Genomic DNA, 15,555 nt, shown 5'->3' with positions numbered 1-15,555 from the left:
GAGGGGGCAGTTTTCCATGGCGCGCGACACACGGGCCTCGGAATACGGACAGTACCCAATTTTCAACCAGTCAAACCCGCCCACCGCGCGCTGTTTTCGGGCCTTTCCGGGGCCGTTTTCAGCGCCTTCCATGCGTGCGATCCGCCGGGGCCTACCACCGCCCACAATGACGCGGCGAGGGTTGAGTGGAAACAGGATTGACAGCCTCGCAACTAGACGGCCGTTTCACACCCCAAGCCCGTGGTCCGCGAGCACCTGACGCGTCAGCGCGCCCTTGATCTCGCGGGCGATCTCGTCGCGGATCTGCGCTCCGAACTGCCGCTCGGCATCGCTGTTCCCGATCAGGTCATGATCGGCCAGCCGTTGCTGGAGGTGGCTGTCGAACTCCTCGCCCATCGCCTCGACGAGACGACCCTGCATCTGTGCATGGGCTTCGGGCGCGATCCGGCTTACCACCGTTTCCCAGGGTTGCCACCGGGTTGCCAGATAGTCGGCAAACCCCGTCGCCTCCTCGTGGCGCACCCGCGTCTCGGCCGTGCTGAGGTCGTAGTCTGTAACCCAGGAGACGCCGAAGAAGCGCATGTCCGGGGCGATGTGCCGTAGCTCCAGCCGCTCGCGCAACTTGACCTGATAGGCGAGATAGACTTCGATCTCGTCGACAAAGCGGAGCGAGTCGACCTTCTCCCGGGCGATCTGCTCGAGCGCGTCCAGGCGGAACAGGATGCGGCCCTGTTCGACAAGATCACCAAGCCGATTGTCATAGGCGCCATCCTCGACGTCAGCGTTCAGGCGTGCGGTCTGCATGCTGTTCCAGGTCAATGTGATGCGATCCTCGCAGCTCTCGCTCGCCCCAAAGGCCAGCTGAAAGTACTGCTCGCGCAACCGCGGCCTGATCGCCGCCCGCTGCAGGTCCTCGATCACGGCCTGCCGGAACTGGGGATTGCCGTAATTCACAGTGTCCCGCAGCCTGTCGAGGAAGCTTGCGTATGCCGGGGCACCCGCCTCGTTGGCGAAGTTTTGCCAGGCGGCCAATGACTCGGGCGCCTCCTCGAGCCAGTCCGCCACCACTTCGGGCAGCGGCCGCGCTTGACTCTCCGCTGCTCCCCCGCCCATTGCGAAGAAGACCCGAGGGCCGACATAGCCTGGCGCGTTCAGGGCTGTCGCCAGATTCGTCAGCACCCTCTCGGTCAGCGGATTATCCTCCAGATAAACCGTACACCCACAACCTAGCTGCGTTAGCAAGGTCTCCGGCAGGCTGGTCAGCCGGTTGTCGCCCGCCTCGAGCACCTGAAGCTCGGTCGGGAGGGCATCGGGCAGGCTGGTCAGCCTATTGCGGCTGGCATGAAGCCTCTGGAGCTCAGGCGGGAGTGTCTCGGGCAGGGCTAGTCAGCCGGTTGTCGCGGACGGACAGCAACTGAAGCTCGGCGGGGAGGCTCTCAGGCAGGCTAGTCAGCTGGTTGCCGTCGGCTTCGAACTCTTGGAGTTCGGGCGGGAGGGTGTTGGACAGACTAGTCAACTGGTTGCCGCCAACGGCAAGTAACTGAAGTCCAGCCGGGAGGATCTCGGGCAGGTTGGTCAGCCGATTGCCGCGGACGTCGAGGTTCTGGAGCTCGGCCGGCAGGGTTTCTGGTAGGCTGGTCAGCCGGTTGGCGCCAACTTCGAGCATCCGGAGTTGGGCCGGAAGGGTGTCGGGCAGGTGCATCAACTCGTTGCCGCTGACGTTGAGCGACCGGAGATCGGGCGGGAATGCGGCGGGCAAGGTCGTCAAGCTCAGGTATGGCAGCTCCAGACGCGTGTAGACGTCGCCGGCCTCTCCCCAGGCTTTGATTCGTCTTACCGCCTCTTGCCGGTCCTCGCCTTCTATCTGCTCCTCGGCGTCAGCCCAACTGTTCAGGATCTGGTCAAGCTGCGATGGCCAGAGCACGCGGGCTTCACCGTTCGTCGGGGCTGACAGAGCCGGTGGCGGAGGCCCACCCGTCGCTCAAGGCTTCGACCCTCTGCGCCGTTGCCGGGGTGTGCCGGTGTGCTTCTTCTGAAATATTGCCATCGCCCGGCCAAGGCTGTCGGTCGAAGCTCGATGCCCCGAGATCGTGCCAATAGTCCGTCTGACTGAAACTGCCGCCCAGCGATTGCCCACCAGGGCCGCACGGATCGTCGCGATGGATGAATGGCATCGCACGTCCCGATAGGTTGCCAAGACGTCAGGATTCCGCTCGCCTGCAACAATCGCTCGGATAATCCGCATGCCGGTTGCGCCCGTTATATCCGTGATCACATGATGGAGTTGCAGATTCATCTCCATCAGGGCCTTCTGCATATGCTGGATATGGGCGGCGGCATTTCCACAGCCGCTCCCGTTGGCGCAGATACGCGCGCAGGGTTGCGATCTCGGCATCAGGTCGGAAGCTGCCGCGTAACAGGCCATAGGAGTGAAGCTGGCGCAACCATGCGGCATCGCTGACATCGGTCTTGCGCCCGGGCACGTTCTTGGCGTACCGCGCATTGACCAGAATCACCTCAAACCCGCGCTGCTCCAGGATCTCGTAGACCGGGATCCAATAGACCCCGGTGGATTCCATCGCGACACTCGTCACGCCGCACGTTTTGAACCAGTCCGCCAGCTCATGCAGGTCTTGCGTGAATGTGCCAAAAGAGCGCACAGGCACGTCGGTGCAAGCGGGGTTCACCGCAGCCATGTGCATCGTTGATCCGATGTCGATGGCGGCGGCCCCGACGTTGGCCGGCTTCAGTTCCGGACGGTCGCCGGCCGTCCTCTTCTTCTGCATGGCAATCCTCCATTCAATGATGAGCAGGAGGGTCTGGGCTATGCCAATCGTCATCTTCCTAATCGGGATCGTCGCCAGGGCGACGTCACCACTCTCAAGTTCGCATGCACCCATGGACGATGTTTTTTAACGGGGATTGTACCTCCAATAATCGAACGGCCGCTACCCTCCCAGCCGCCGAGGATAGCACAAGGCTGTTTCTACCCCGCACAGGCGCGCCACCGTGCTGGACAGTTTTTTAGAATGTCGCGCTCCATGCGCAGCCGCTCGTTCTCTCGCTGCAAACGCGCGATCTCTGCCGCGTGGTCCGCCGACGGCAGCGTCGCCTGCGTTGTGGGGCGCCGCGTCGCCGCCGTCGGCTCCAGCCGGGCCCCTCGCTGCTCCACCCACCGCCGCAGCACGGAATCGCGCAGGCCAAGCTCCTTGGCGACAGATCCGATCGAGCGCCCGCTCGACGCTACGAGATCAACCGCTTGCCGCTTGTAGTCGTCCGTAAACGACCGACGTTGATGTCCTTCCATCCGACACCTCCTGGCTCTTCGAGCCTACTACAGGTGTCCATCAATTCGGAGGAGGTTCACGAGGTTGAGAGAAAGGGCCGGCAGAGCGGCAAGTACAAGAAGGTCTGCACGACCGATCCCGATGCAACGATGGCCACAAATGCCCGAAACCGTCGGCTGAAGCCCTCTTACAAGCAACACACGGCCGTCGATGACAAGGTCGGCGTCATTTTGGACGTCGCGGTCACAACTGGACAAACGAACGAAGGTGAGATGATCGAGCCGCAAGTTGATGAGGTTGAAGCGATTACAGGCATCGACATCAAAGCGGTCACCGCCGATGCCGGCTATGCTTACGCCAAAGTCTACGGCGCTCTCGAACGGCGCGGCATCGATGCCCTGATCCCGGCTAAATCTGAACCAATCAAGAGTCGCGTACCTCTCAGACGCTTCCGGTACGACGCCAAGCACGACATCCTGAAATGCCCGCGAGGACGTACCTTGCGCCCCGCGCGACCCATAAGCACGGCCGTTTCTTTTACTCGAAGGCAAAGGATTGTGCCCGGTGTCCGCTCAAGGGTGACTGTCTATCGAAGGGGAGACTTAATAAGGGCAGTTGTTGTGGGTAACGATTATCCCGCACTGCTCCGCGCCCGCCGCCGTCGCGAGCGATGGAGCTGGCAAGATCGACGGCTCTATCAGCGCCATCGCTGGCGTTCAGAGGGCTTCCATGGCGAAGCCAGGACCTGGCATGGGCTGGCGCGCGCCATACGGCGTGGTCTGCCGAACATGAAGATCCAGGCCTACCTGACGCGCCGCCATCAACCTCAAGCGGCTGGCAGGCGCTCTGGCTGCACTCCTTTTGCGCTCGATCGTTTCCCCTCGAAACGCCGCGGTCAGCATCGCGAGTGAATGGGCCGGTTACTGCATCGAGCAGATCCATCAACCACTTGTTCAACGGCCCCCGGGTGCACTTCATGCGTAACGCGCTGGCGCTTGCCGGCAAGAGCGGGCGGCGCGCCGTCTCGCCTTCATCGCTACCACCTTTGCCCAGGGTGATGCCGAGACTGCCAAGGCGCAATGGCGAAGGGTCTCCGACCAGCTCCGCCCCAAGCTGCCCAAGCTTGCCGGCTTCCTCGACGACGCCAAGACCGATGCGCTCGCCTACATGACCTTTCCGCGCAGCGTTGGACCACACGGACCCATCTACCAACTGGAACGCGACGTCTTGCACGTGCGCAGGCCAGCGACCCGTCGCTAGACCAGGCGTGCAGCGGCTGGTGAAAGTGGATGCCGCTGCGAGAGCAGGCGCCGAAAATGCCAGTTTCTGGCTCAATAAATGCTTCTTTGAAAGTTACCGCTTCTCCGAGGATCGATGTGTGTCGGGATCGGCGAGAGCAATTGATCTTTGTGTAGTCAAAGGGAATGACGCGATGAAAGAAACGGTTGACGATCGCCTATTGGCCGCAATTGATCGGCTGGCAAAATCTTCCAGCGAGGTTGCCAAAGCTTTGTCGACGATGCTTAGCAAGCAGGACATTGCAAATGAACACCTTCGCAAACTTGTAACCGCTGCGGAAATGTACGGGCTACCCAGAACAAACCATGGCTTGTTTCGTGCTTTGTCTGTGATTGCGCAGGAACAAGCCATTGAGATAATCCGCACAGAAATGACTGATGCTGTGTTTTTTGCCGATCATGATGAGTTCAGGTTTGATGCCTTGTCGAAAGCGGGTGCGGGCGTTGTCCTCGAATTCGGCGTCTATAGCGGTTACACGATCAGCACCATGGCCGAGCGATTTCCAGAGCGGAAGTTTTATGGCTTCGACAGCTTTACTGGCCTCCCGGAGCGCTGGAACGGATACCTTCCAGTGGACTTCGATCGTGGAGGTAAGGCGCCTAACGTTCCGGAGAACGTAGAGCTTATTATTGGACTGTTTGATGAGACGATTCCGGTGTTTGCTCAGCGCGAGCTTCCCATTGCGTTCATCCACGTCGACTGCGACATATATTCAAGCACAAGAAGCATCTTTACGGGGCTCAAGTCTCAGATTCGTCCGGGATGCGTTATCGTGTTTGACGAATACTTCAACTACGTAGGGTTCGAGAAGCATGAAAGATTAGCATTCGACGAATTCATCCGTGAAACCAACTATGGTGTCAATTGGATATCGTATTCGGGGCAACAGGCCGCTTGTGTACTGACGACGAGTGCGTAGTCCGTACAAGCCGAATACGACTGCCTGACGCAACGTCTGCGTGCCATGTATGTCGACAAACCTCGACGGCCGGATCGACAATACAATGTATGACAGGGTGTTAGCGGAATGGGGCAAAGAGCAGGATCGCTGCTCGCGGGAGATCGCTTGGCACCAGGTGGCCGAGCGCTCGTACAAGGACGAAGGTGCGACGCTGCTAACGCTTGCCACGAATGCGCAGCGGCTTTTAGAGAAGCGGCAGCTAGGTGTTTAGTCCTGGCATTCGCTGGAGCGGGTTGAGTTTGAATCGTTCCAGCTGGGAAGTCCAGCATTTGCAGGTGTATTCGTAGGGTGTGAGGCCCCTCAGGGTCTTCAGCCGTCGAGCGTAGTTGTAGGCGGCGATGAAGTCGGCAAGGTGAGCTTCGAGCTGATCGTGTCGATCGTAATGGTGGCGTTGGACGGTCGCTTCCTTGATCGTGCGGTTCATGCGCTCGACTTGGCCATTGGTCCAGGGATGCTTGATCTTGGTCAGCCGATGTTCGATGCCGTTTTCCTGGCATCGCATATCGAACATATGCGTCACGTATCTTGCCGTCGGACCGTCCGCATAGCGCGGCGGGAAGGTGAACTGGATTCCATTGTCGGTGAGAACCGTGTGGATCTTGTAGGGGGCAGCCGCGATCAGAGCTTCGAGGAAGGCCGCGGCTGAGGTCCTTCCCGTCTTCCTGACCAGTTGCACGAAGGCGAACTTGCTGGTGCGATCGATGGCGACGTAGAGGTAGAGCTTGCCTTCAGCGGTCTGAAGCTCTGCGATATCGATGTGGAAATAGCCGATCGGGTAAGCCTTGAACTTCTTCTTCGAAGGCTTGCTGCCTTCGACCTCCGGCAATCGGCTGATGCCGTGGCGCTGGAGACAGCGATGCAGGGATGATCGCGTCAGGTGCGGAATGGTCGGCTGCAGCGCATAGAGGCAATCGTCAAGCGGCAGTAGCGTATGCCGCCGGAAAGCGACGATGATCGCCTCCTCCTCGATGGAAAGGACTGTCGACTTGGCGTCCCTGGGGCCTGTCGGCCTATCAGCGACGGTCTCGCGTTGTTTCCACTTGGCGACAGTCTTCTGGTTGATCCCGTAGCGCCTGGCGAGGGCTCTCAGGCTCTCTTGACTATTTTATATTGCTCGACGGACCGCCTCCGTCGTGGTGGCGCAGCCGTGTAGAACTTGTCCCACAGCGCATCCTTCGAATCGCGCGAAAAGAATGCACCATCAAAGCTTGGGACTAAACACCTGGCCCCCGTCGGGGCTCTCCTTGTTTGTTGGGCTAATGCACAACGCCGCCCGCTTGAAATACATGCGGACGGCGCTGGCTCTAGCCCCAGGAGGGATCGAAAAATCCTGATGAGGATAAGTCTGCACGAAGCGCGCGCAGGTTTCACGCCGAAAAGGAGTAGTTTGCCTCCGTAAGATCCCGGTACCCTGGAGGAGTAGGGGGAATTAGATTTCTGGCCCGGCGACGTCGCTTGCGCGGAGATCGCAAGACGTATCCTTGAAGTGGACTGAGGGCGCAGCCCTCGCGCGAGCCATCCAGCGATGCGCAGGGTGGGGACACCTTCTCGCAAGCGGCAGAATGAGATTTGCGCCGGGGCCGCGCGAAAGCGGTCCCGGCGCATTGCGGAAAATTTGGCCGCGGCGCCGCCGTTTTCGATGGAAGCAAAGCCGCGACTGTCCGAAGGCCCCGACTAGGCGCTGCGCCTGACCTCGGCTGTCATAAGGCTTTCCAGCTCTTTCTCGGCTTCTTCTTCGGTCATGCCGCTTACAAGAGCAACTGCTTCGGACAAGCGATCAACCGCCGCCGTGTAGAGTTGCCGTTCGGCGTAGCTCTGGTCTGGGCTGGTAGCGCGTCGGTGGAGGTCGCGCATCACTTCAGCAATGGCGACAATATTACCCGAATTGATCTTGCTTTCGTACTCTTGAGCAAGTCGAGGCCAATTGCCTCGCCCCCTATGAGGTGGTTGACCCAGGATTCGTCGTATGTGCTGGATGGAGTTTGGATCGGATAGGTGACGCATACCGGTGTTTGTCGCTTTGCTCGTTGGAACGCGTAGCGTCATCTTGCTCTTTGCGAAATAGATGACAAAGAACTCAAGGCGAACGCCAGCCACCGTTTGCTCTTCAACGGCAACGATTTGTCCGACACCGTGCGCTGGGTTAAACGATCGAACCAGTTGCTTTGAATCCAAAGCGCGTTTCACTGCTCTGGCTTTCATTCGCTTGATCGGCAGAAGTCATAGCTGAATGCGTGGGGACCGAATGGTTAGGTTAGTCCTGGACTGATTGTCAAAATTCATTTCGCAACTAGCTCCAATCACGAATTGGCTTGCCGCCAATTCTGGCGCTGATCAATGAACGCATTAGAAACAAACTGGTGGGGCTCCAAAAATGTCACCCCATTTATTCCTCACCAATAAGCTGCGAGCGCGAGCGCCGCCACGATAATGACGCCGCCAATGTCCATTCCGTTCGATGGCGTGGCTTCTTGGCAACGTGTTCACAGCCTGCGAATCCAGCAGTTGCCATGCTTGCAGGCAAGTGTCTGACAAACCCGGCGTGCGAATGAGAGACACAGGGAACTTTCGGCCAATGCGCCGACATGCTCGCGCCCAGAATGGCTCTGCAGCTCTACCAATGAAAGCCGCGCCGCCCGGCTCAATCTCTAGACCATCGAGGGGGCTCCGGTTGCGCTGGCCGGTCGTTGACTGCCCCACGCGATCCTGACGGAATTTTTTCGCTTCATCGTCAACATAAGTTAGGTGAGTCACGGCAATGCCGCTCCACATTCAGCGGGGCTTGAATTCAAAGCGACCACATGGCTCGATGCGCTTGCACCCCGCCGCTCAGGATCGAAACTGTGAGACGTACCTGGAGGCGCCTTGGACAACTATTTTTCGCCGCCATGTTGCTTGCGGCGGGGACAGCGGCCGCCCAGGAGGACAAGAAGACCGACGAGGATAAGCCGACCGACCCCGACAGGGGCGAAAGCACCGTGGAGGAAAAGACGCTTGGTCTTCTCTCTAATCCCTTGCAAAAGTACGGCGTCAAATTGCAGCCACCTATATCGGCCGGCATCGAGGCTTTGCCATCCACCCGTCTCGATGAGGTCTATTTCGAAAAGCAGTGGGGCAATAAGAAAGTCTCGCTAAAGGTGGGACAACTCGCGGCCGACAGCGAGTTCTTCAACACCAAATACACCGGCGTGTTGACAAACGGCTCGATGTGTTGGCCAGCGATCACCTCGCTGGATCTGCCGAGCGGCGCCGCCATTCGATGGGAGCCCGTCTTCTCGTCAACTTCACCGACCAGTTGTCTGTTCTTGGCGGCATCTTCGATGGCGACCAGGCCGGACCCGGCCCCGGTGATCCGCAAGAGTGCGAGCGCTATGGCCTCAACTTTCGCGTCAACGATCCGCCCTCCTGCTCCGTCAGATCCAATATGCGTGGAACAACAAAAAGGGCGATCCTAATCCTGCTGGCCAAATCAAATTCGGGGGCTGGCGACGTTTTGGGTCTTTCGCCGATCAGAGATTGGCGTCCAATGGTGTCTCGCTCGCCTCCCCAACCAGCGGTCACGGTGCGCGGGCAAAGGGCTGCCTGTCGAACAGGACAGCCCTCGCGATGGTCTTCAAACTGGTCGAAGGAGCCCAGAAAAGCCGGCGCCGTCTCGATGGTCACAACCGGTTGCCAAAACTCGTTCTCGATGTGACATTCAACGATGGGGTCGAGGTCATCGTCAAACAGATCGACCGTCAGCCCGCAACCGCGGCCGCCTGACCGGCCCGGCCGTCACCAAATTTTGGCGATAGCTCGTGCGTCGCGGCACGTCCAAGACCCGCTTGAGTGCCTCGCTCTCGCGCTCAACCTCATGCAATTTCGCAGCCGCAAGTCGCGGGTGAAATGACCCATCAATGGGGGCATCCCCCCAATCTCATGACCCAATCGTGACACGACACACAATGGTGAGAATACAACGTTTCCTCCAATGCGGTACGAAGATGGCGGTGAAACGCGTAAACTAAACCATTTCTGCAGGACCGCACCATTGGCATGCCAATTGCTTGTTACGAATTGTCGGATGTCGAGGAATAAACGCGATTCTCCGACATTACTACAACGTCGAGTGACACTCGACCCGATCGGGTATCCACGCGCCGGGGGCTAACGCTTAGACTCCGTCTAATAAGAGGATGGGAGTATCTTGATGCTTGAGTCAGTGCGGGAGGGTCTTGTATCCGAGGCACGAGTGCAGTCAGAAAAGATGGTTCCCTCCGATGCTACGCTCATGAACTTCATCGAATGTGCGCGCTTCGTCCCAGAAGAAGAGTTGCAGGCGAATGACATCACGCAATACCACGTCACGAAGTTCTATCGCGAGCACATTCAAAAGAACCGATACTACGAGCAGCTGAAACACATAGTCGAGCCTTCGCTCAAGGAATTCGAAAGTCCCGGAAGCCTTGACACGAGCGGCGAGCACGCCAACACCGTCGTGCCCGGCTTGCAACACAAATACCCGCAGACAGGACTGCTGCTCGTCACCGATCGCTGTGCATCATATTGCCGTTACTGTTTCCGCAAGCGCATTGTCGGCAAGGATTCCGACGAGATCGCGCCGGATTTCGCTGAAGTGGCTCGCTACATCGGCGCGCATCCGGAGATGAACAATGTGCTGCTCTCGGGCGGTGATCCGTTCATCCTAAGCACCACCAAGCTCGAAATGATCGTCGACCACCTGCTGCCGATTCCGCATCTGACCTCCATCCGCTTGGGAACCAAGATGGTGGCCTTCTCTCCCAAGCGGCTGGAGGATCCGACCCTCGCTGCTCTGTTCCGGCGCATGCGCGAGGCGGGCAAGACGCCGATCATCGTCGCCCACTTCGATCACATAGGCGAAATCTCGTCCGAAGCAGAGCATTGCATCCGCGGGCTGCGCGCGCATGGCGTCCAGTTCCTCAATCAGACGGTGCTGCTCGCGAACGTGAATGACGACCCCGCGATCATCGCCGACACCTTCGCCAAGTGCCATGAGATCGGCGTGCGGCCGTACTACCTATTCCAGGGGCGACCAGTGAAAGGTGCGTCGCACTTTCAGGTGCCGCTCGCCCGCGGCATCGAGATCGCCAAAGGGGCTAATCAGCTGCTGAGCGGGATCCAGAAAACGTTCAAGTACATCATGTCGCATTATACCGGGAAGATCGAAATTCTCGACCTCGGCGACGATGGCCGCGTGTACATGCGCTACCACCAGAACAAATATCTGGACAAGCTCGGCAAGATCTTCTCCCGGCCGTATGTTGAGGACGCCTACTGGCTCGACGATTTGCCGGAAGCCTGACCCGGAGCGCTCGCGATGCTGATCGCAGATCGAGAGCGCAGCGGCGTTACGCCCGCGGAGGGACGCAAGCCGGCAAGCCGGGCAGCGGTGGTGACGGCCTTTCCGCTCGCCACCCAAGCCGGGCTTGCCACATTGCGTGCGGGCGGCAACGCCATGGACGCGGCGGTCGCCGCCGCGTGGGCGTTGTCCGTCTGCGAACCGAGCGCGTCCGGGCTGGGTGGACAGACGTCGATGCTCGTGCGCCGCACCGACGGATCAATCCGGATCATCGACGGACAGTCGCGCGCACCCGCAGCGGCATCGCTCGAGACGATCACGGCAATCCAGCAGCGCCGCGGTCATCGCGCCTGCACGGTTCCGTCGGCTCCCGCGACTCTCGACTGGGCGCAGCGCCAATATGGCGTGCTCAGTCGCGCCCAGGTGTTGGCGCCGGCGATCGGGATCGCGGAAGACGGCTATCCCATCACGCAGCTGCAGCATCGGCAGTGCCGATGGGTGGCCCAATATCTACGCGCCGGCGCGGCGGCGGAGTTGTTCCTGGCGGACGGCCGGCCGCCGCCCGCCGGCTCAACGTTCCGCCAGCCCGCATTGGCGGTCACGCTCCGCGAGCTCGTGCGTCGCGGCATCGAGGATTTCTACCAGGGCTCCATTGCCCGCCGGATCACGGCGGACATGGCGACGTGCGGCGGGCTCATCACTGCGGCCGACCTCTCAGCCTGCGCTCCGCCGGTCGAGACAGATCCGCTGTCGGTCGAGTACGCCGGCTGCCGGATCGTCAGTGCTCCGGCGCCGAACGGCGGCCCGCAGCTCCTCATGGCGTTCAACCTGTTGAAAGAGCTCGCGGAGCACGGGTTTGCGAGATCGGAAAGCGGATGGCGCAAGGCGCTCGCCCTTGCCGTGCCGGCGGCGTTCAGCGAACGCGAGCACATGAGCTCTCAGCAGCCCGCGCTAACTTTGCGCGACTCGCTGAGTCAGGATCATGCAAGGCGGGTTGCGGCCGCGATTGCTGGCTCGCGAAAGCTCGCCTTCACGGCCGATTGCGCGGAAGAGCCCGGCGATACAACCCATCTGGTGGCGTGCGACCGGCACGGCATGATCGTCAGCCTGACTCAGTCGATCCAATCGGTATTCGGCGCGAAGGTCGCCCACCGCACGCTCGGCTTTGTCTACAACAATTATCTCTGCACCTGTCCGCGCACACCGCATGCTCATGCGCTCGCGCCGCGGTGCCGGCCCCGCTCGAACATCGCGCCGACGCTGGTGTTGGGCGGCCCCGCCGCAACGCCATTGCTTGCACTGGGCGCGGCCGGCAGCCGCCGCATCATCTCGGCCATTCTCCAGGTCACGTGCGACGTCATCGATCACGGCCGTGACATCGTTTCGGCCGTCGATGCGCCGCGCGTGCACGGGCTCGTGGGCGGCAAGGTCTGGATCGAGCGGCCGGCCGCGGACGACGCCTTGCTGAGTAGCCTCCTGGCGAGCGGGCGCGAACCCGTCATCCGGTCACGCCACAGCTACGCCATGGCGGCCGTGCACGCGCTGCAGTTCTCGCCGGACGGCGGCGTGACGGGGGCGGCTGACCCCCGGCGTGACGGAACGGCGGGAACGTTCCAGTGATCGAAAAATCGACCACCCCGCCCGAGTCGACGGGCGCGATAGCTAGGACCGATTGGCTCTTGGTCTTCTTGTTCGCGCTTCCGGTCGGGATCGCGCTAGCGAAGATTCCGGTCTTCCCGACCGCCGCCGTGACGACAGGCTTATTCTCGCTTGCCGACGTGCCTGCACATTTTCACGCCGCGGCCGAAAATGTGCTGCTGGTAGCGCTGGGCGCCGTGATCGTCGCGGTTTTCCGGCTAACGCTCGGCGTGAAGGTCCTCAGCTTCTTTCGTCCCATCCTCCTGGCGATGGGGTTCAATATCCTGGGTATTCCGATCAGCCTCGCGTTCGTTCTAGTGGTGCTTGTGGTCATGGTCGGGCTTCGCCGGCTGCTCACGACCAATCACAGCTACTCGCGCCTCGGCGTGCTGTTGAGTCTCGCCTCGACGTGTCTGTTCGTGCCGTTGATAATCGGAAGTTGGTGGAATATCGCATGGCTGCGTGAGATTTCCCTGTTTCCCGTCATCGCGCTGTGCTTGACCTGCGAGAGCTTCGCCAAGGTGCTCGACCAGGACGGTTTGGCCGAAGCCCTCTGGCGGACACTGATGGCGGTGATCGCGGCCGTCCTGATCGTGAGCTTGATCAAGCTGCCGGGCACGTTCAAGTTCTTTCTCCGATTCCCCGAAATGGTGCTGGCGCTCGCCGGCAGCATTCTGCTGATCAACAAGTATCTCGACGTTCGCTTGTTCGAAGGCATGAACCCGTTCGTTCGAGAAAAGACGGAACCCCTAGTTGAGAAGCGGATGCCGACCCGCGGTGGTCGGAGCAAGTGATGACTTGGAATATCAATTGGAGTCTGACATGCGCACAGCTGTCGTTTGGAACAGCGATCGCTTGGGAGTGATCAACCGGTTCGGACAGATATGTCCCGAGAAGTACGGGCGCAACGCCGTCGAAAACGTGATCGCGGCCCTGCGCGACGGAGGGCATGAAACCCTCCTTTGCGAGGGTGACAAAACCCTGCTCGCCACGCTGGAGCGGTTCATGCCGCCGGATCGCCAGGGGCGGCCGTCAGGCATCGTATTTAACATGGCCTACGGAATTCAGGGAGAGTGCCGCTACACGCATGTTCCGGCCATGCTTGAGATGGGAGGCGTTCCGTACACCGGGTCGAGCCCGCTCGGCCACGCACTCGCCCTGGACAAGGTGATCACCAAGGAGCTCATCCGTGCTGCCGGCGTCCCGACGCCGAATTTCCAAGTCATGCGGGACGGCACCGAGGCGGTCCGCGAGCTGCAGTTTCCGGTGGTGGTGAAGCCGCGTCACGAATCGACGAGCTTTGGTCTGCAGCTCGTGCACGAGCCGGCTCTGTTGAAGCCTTCCGTGGACGCGATCGTTGCGCAATACGATCAGGATGCGCTGGTCGAAGAGTACATCGACGGCCGCGAAATCTGCGTCGCATTGCTCGGCAACGAAGTGATCGAGACCCTGCCGTTGGTAGAGCATGATTTCGCCGACCGGCCCGTTCGCCTGATCACCTGGGAGGACAAGTCGCATCGCGCTGCGGCCGAACCCGAGAAAATATGTCCGGCCCTCGTGGACGAGGACCTCGCAAAGCGACTACGCGACATTTCAGTCGCGACGTTCCGCGCGTGCTTCTGCCGAGATTATGCCCGCGTTGATATCCGCGTGGACCGCGCCGGACAGCCGTTCGTGCTGGAAATCAATTCCATGGCGGCGCTCGGGCAGGGCGCTTCGTATGTGCTCGCCGCCCGCGCGGCGGGCCTGGGCTTTCCGGCGCTGGCCAATCGCATCGTCGATGTCGCGCTGGAACGTTATGCATTGTCCGACAAAAGCGGAGCCCATTCCTGCGCAGCAACTTGCGTTGAAGGCCACTGCGGCCAAAAAGGGGCCCTCGGAGCTGTCGCCGGACGGCCGCATGAACGACAAGCGCCAGCTTGAGGCGAGCGCGAACTCGCCGTGCAGCATGGTCGCGTCCTGAGTCCGGGCGATCAGCTCGTCGCGGGGCCTGTGCGGCCAGGCTCGGCGGCATCGTCCACGAAGGGCCGCCTTGCGCCGAAGTGTGTGCGATCCTGATCACCGGAACCGATCAGGATCGTCATCGCGCTCGTCCATAGCGCTCTTCTACCAATTGATACAAAGGCCGGACTTACCCCGCCTGCGGCGAAGCCGTCACCGTCGAACGCACCTTGCGGCTTCGCTGAGGGCAAGGAGCATTTTGATTCCTGTCGTGTCGCTGGCCCATCTTCAGTCGGCACTACCGCCACGCTTGTTCCTTCTCGCTAGAGTCATCCGTTCATCGTAAGCGGGGCTCCGAGGCCATCAGATTGTTTGTGCGTAGACCTATGAGCACCGTTAGAAGAGTCATCTTCTGCAAGGGTGCTCACAATGGACGACCATTCGGGCGACATAAGACGACCGTTGACGCAGCGTATCGAAGTGTACGCTGGCGGAGGCCGGAAGCAGTGGCCGGATGATTTGAAGACGCAGATCGTCGCGGAAAGCCTTGAGCCGGGTGTGATTGTAACAGATATCGCACGCCGCCATGGCTGCCGGCCGCAGCAGGTGCATGACTGGCGGCGCCGGGCGGGTTCAGGTCAACTGGTGCTGCCGGCTTCGGCGGATACAGTAACATTCGTGCCTTTGGTGTCGGACACGTCGCCATCGGCGGCTGCCGCGCCCTCCGGATCGCCGGAAGCCGCCGCCGTACGATTGAATCCCTGGGGGCCCGGGTGGAGGTGTGCGGAACGCGTCGGCTTGCCGTGCTGAGTGATGTGTTTGTGGCGTTGCGCCGGATACGCTTATGCTGACGGCTCCCGCTGGCCTCATGATTTACGTTGCAACCCGACCTGTAGACTTCAGGAAGGGCGCGGATGGCCTGGCGCTGTTGGCGAAGGAGACGCTGGGCCACGATCCGATGAAGGGCGTGGCGGTGGTCTTCCGTGCGAAGCGCGCTGATCGGGCGAAGATCGTCGTCTGGGATGGCAGTGGCCTTGTGCTGTATTGGAAGCGGCTTGAGGGCAGCGCCTTCAAGTGGCCGCCGGTTGTTGACGGCGTCATGCGAATGA

At 60.6% G+C, this 15,555-nt stretch carries 12 protein-coding genes and 5 pseudogenes; 11 read left to right on the top strand and 6 right to left on the bottom strand.

The genetic code is table 11. The features are described 5' to 3' along the window. Window positions 1-225 precede the first annotated feature (225 nt). From AKL29_RS41135 to AKL29_RS24925, 4 genes and pseudogenes are all read right to left on the bottom strand, one after another. Entirely contained in the window at window positions 226-1,287 is a 1,062-nt protein-coding gene (locus AKL29_RS41135; RefSeq protein WP_050386002.1) for an NEL-type E3 ubiquitin ligase domain-containing protein, read from the bottom strand. Window positions 1,288-1,357: 70 nt separating this feature from the next. Further along, complete coding sequence (locus AKL29_RS42230; RefSeq protein WP_050386001.1) at window positions 1,358-1,924, bottom strand: leucine-rich repeat domain-containing protein; 567 nt, start codon at window positions 1,922-1,924, stop codon at window positions 1,358-1,360. 204 nt (window positions 1,925-2,128) lie between these two features. After that, window positions 2,129-2,786, bottom strand: a pseudogene (locus AKL29_RS24930) (IS110 family RNA-guided transposase); the annotation flags it as partial. Window positions 2,787-2,998: 212 nt separating this feature from the next. After that, a pseudogene (locus tag AKL29_RS24925) lies at window positions 2,999-3,307 on the bottom strand (transposase); the annotation flags it as partial. A 33-nt stretch (window positions 3,308-3,340) separates the two neighbouring features. Between AKL29_RS24925 and AKL29_RS41130 the strand changes: the two are divergent. The 3 genes and pseudogenes from AKL29_RS41130 (at window position 3,341) to AKL29_RS24910 (ending at window position 5,505) form a co-directional block, all read left to right on the top strand. Then, entirely contained in the window at window positions 3,341-4,198 is an 858-nt protein-coding gene (locus tag AKL29_RS41130) for a transposase (protein ID WP_160321788.1), read from the top strand. 50 nt (window positions 4,199-4,248) lie between these two features. After that, window positions 4,249-4,466, top strand: a pseudogene (locus AKL29_RS41125) (transposase); the annotation flags it as partial. Between the two features lie 88 nt (window positions 4,467-4,554). Beyond that, window positions 4,555-5,505 carry a class I SAM-dependent methyltransferase gene (locus tag AKL29_RS24910; protein ID WP_152977760.1) on the top strand — a complete coding sequence of 317 codons (951 nt, stop codon included), beginning with the start codon at window positions 4,555-4,557 and terminating at the stop codon, window positions 5,503-5,505. A 241-nt stretch (window positions 5,506-5,746) separates the two neighbouring features. Here AKL29_RS24910 and AKL29_RS24900 read toward each other — a convergent pair. Beyond that, a pseudogene (locus tag AKL29_RS24900) lies at window positions 5,747-6,712 on the bottom strand (IS481 family transposase). A gap of 509 nt (window positions 6,713-7,221) precedes the next feature. Next, window positions 7,222-7,749: a CarD family transcriptional regulator gene (locus AKL29_RS24895; protein WP_050385995.1), complete on the bottom strand. Its 528-nt coding sequence runs from the start codon at window positions 7,747-7,749 to the stop codon at window positions 7,222-7,224. Between the two features lie 641 nt (window positions 7,750-8,390). On the opposite strand from AKL29_RS24895, the gene AKL29_RS24890 reads away from it, so the two are divergent. The 8 genes and pseudogenes from AKL29_RS24890 to tnpB all read left to right on the top strand — a co-directional run. Beyond that, entirely contained in the window at window positions 8,391-9,002 is a 612-nt protein-coding gene (locus tag AKL29_RS24890; protein WP_244482385.1) for a carbohydrate porin, read from the top strand. A 112-nt stretch (window positions 9,003-9,114) separates the two neighbouring features. Further along, window positions 9,115-9,309, top strand: a pseudogene (locus tag AKL29_RS24885) (IS256 family transposase); the annotation flags it as partial. Window positions 9,310-9,817: 508 nt separating this feature from the next. After that, the gene (locus AKL29_RS24880; protein ID WP_152977758.1) at window positions 9,818-10,870 is read left to right on the top strand and encodes a KamA family radical SAM protein; all 1,053 of its coding nucleotides are present in this window, start codon (window positions 9,818-9,820) and stop codon (window positions 10,868-10,870) included. Between the two features lie 15 nt (window positions 10,871-10,885). After that, window positions 10,886-12,487: a gamma-glutamyltransferase family protein gene (locus AKL29_RS24875; RefSeq protein ID WP_050385992.1), complete on the top strand. Its 1,602-nt coding sequence runs from the start codon at window positions 10,886-10,888 to the stop codon at window positions 12,485-12,487. Further along, the gene (locus tag AKL29_RS24870; RefSeq protein WP_080667332.1) at window positions 12,484-13,299 is read left to right on the top strand and encodes a 7TM domain-containing protein; all 816 of its coding nucleotides are present in this window, start codon (window positions 12,484-12,486) and stop codon (window positions 13,297-13,299) included. The genes AKL29_RS24875 and AKL29_RS24870 overlap by 4 nt, the downstream gene beginning before the upstream one ends. 28 nt (window positions 13,300-13,327) lie before the next feature. Next, the gene (locus tag AKL29_RS24865) at window positions 13,328-14,428 is read left to right on the top strand and encodes a D-alanine--D-alanine ligase family protein (RefSeq protein WP_082190707.1); all 1,101 of its coding nucleotides are present in this window, start codon (window positions 13,328-13,330) and stop codon (window positions 14,426-14,428) included. Between the two features lie 447 nt (window positions 14,429-14,875). Then, window positions 14,876-15,256, top strand: coding sequence for a transposase (locus AKL29_RS41120; protein ID WP_082190706.1), 381 nt, complete (start codon window positions 14,876-14,878; stop codon window positions 15,254-15,256). Window positions 15,257-15,290: 34 nt separating this feature from the next. Beyond that, the coding region (gene tnpB / locus AKL29_RS24860) for an IS66 family insertion sequence element accessory protein TnpB (protein ID WP_050386003.1) at window positions 15,291-15,555 on the top strand (265 nt) is incomplete at its 3' end.

The organism is Bradyrhizobium pachyrhizi (assembly GCF_001189245.1).
In the GTDB taxonomy this organism is placed as follows: domain Bacteria; phylum Pseudomonadota; class Alphaproteobacteria; order Rhizobiales; family Xanthobacteraceae; genus Bradyrhizobium; species Bradyrhizobium pachyrhizi.
The sequence above is the reverse complement of the archived record's forward strand: the minus strand, read 5'-3'. Positions and strand labels throughout refer to the sequence as shown.

Excerpts from the sequence above, each read along its gene's own strand:
- AKL29_RS24865 (WP_082190707.1), top strand. The coding sequence starts at position 13,328 with ATGCGCACAGCTGTCGTTTGGAACAGCGATCGCTTGGGAGTGATCAAC.
- AKL29_RS24880 (WP_152977758.1), top strand. The coding sequence starts at position 9,818 with ATGAACTTCATCGAATGTGCGCGCTTCGTCCCAGAAGAAGAGTTGCAG.
- AKL29_RS24875 (WP_050385992.1), top strand. The coding sequence starts at position 10,886 with ATGCTGATCGCAGATCGAGAGCGCAGCGGCGTTACGCCCGCGGAGGGA.
- AKL29_RS41120 (WP_082190706.1), top strand. The coding sequence starts at position 14,876 with ATGGACGACCATTCGGGCGACATAAGACGACCGTTGACGCAGCGTATC.
- AKL29_RS24895 (WP_050385995.1), bottom strand. The coding sequence starts at position 7,749 with ATGAAAGCCAGAGCAGTGAAACGCGCTTTGGATTCAAAGCAACTGGTT.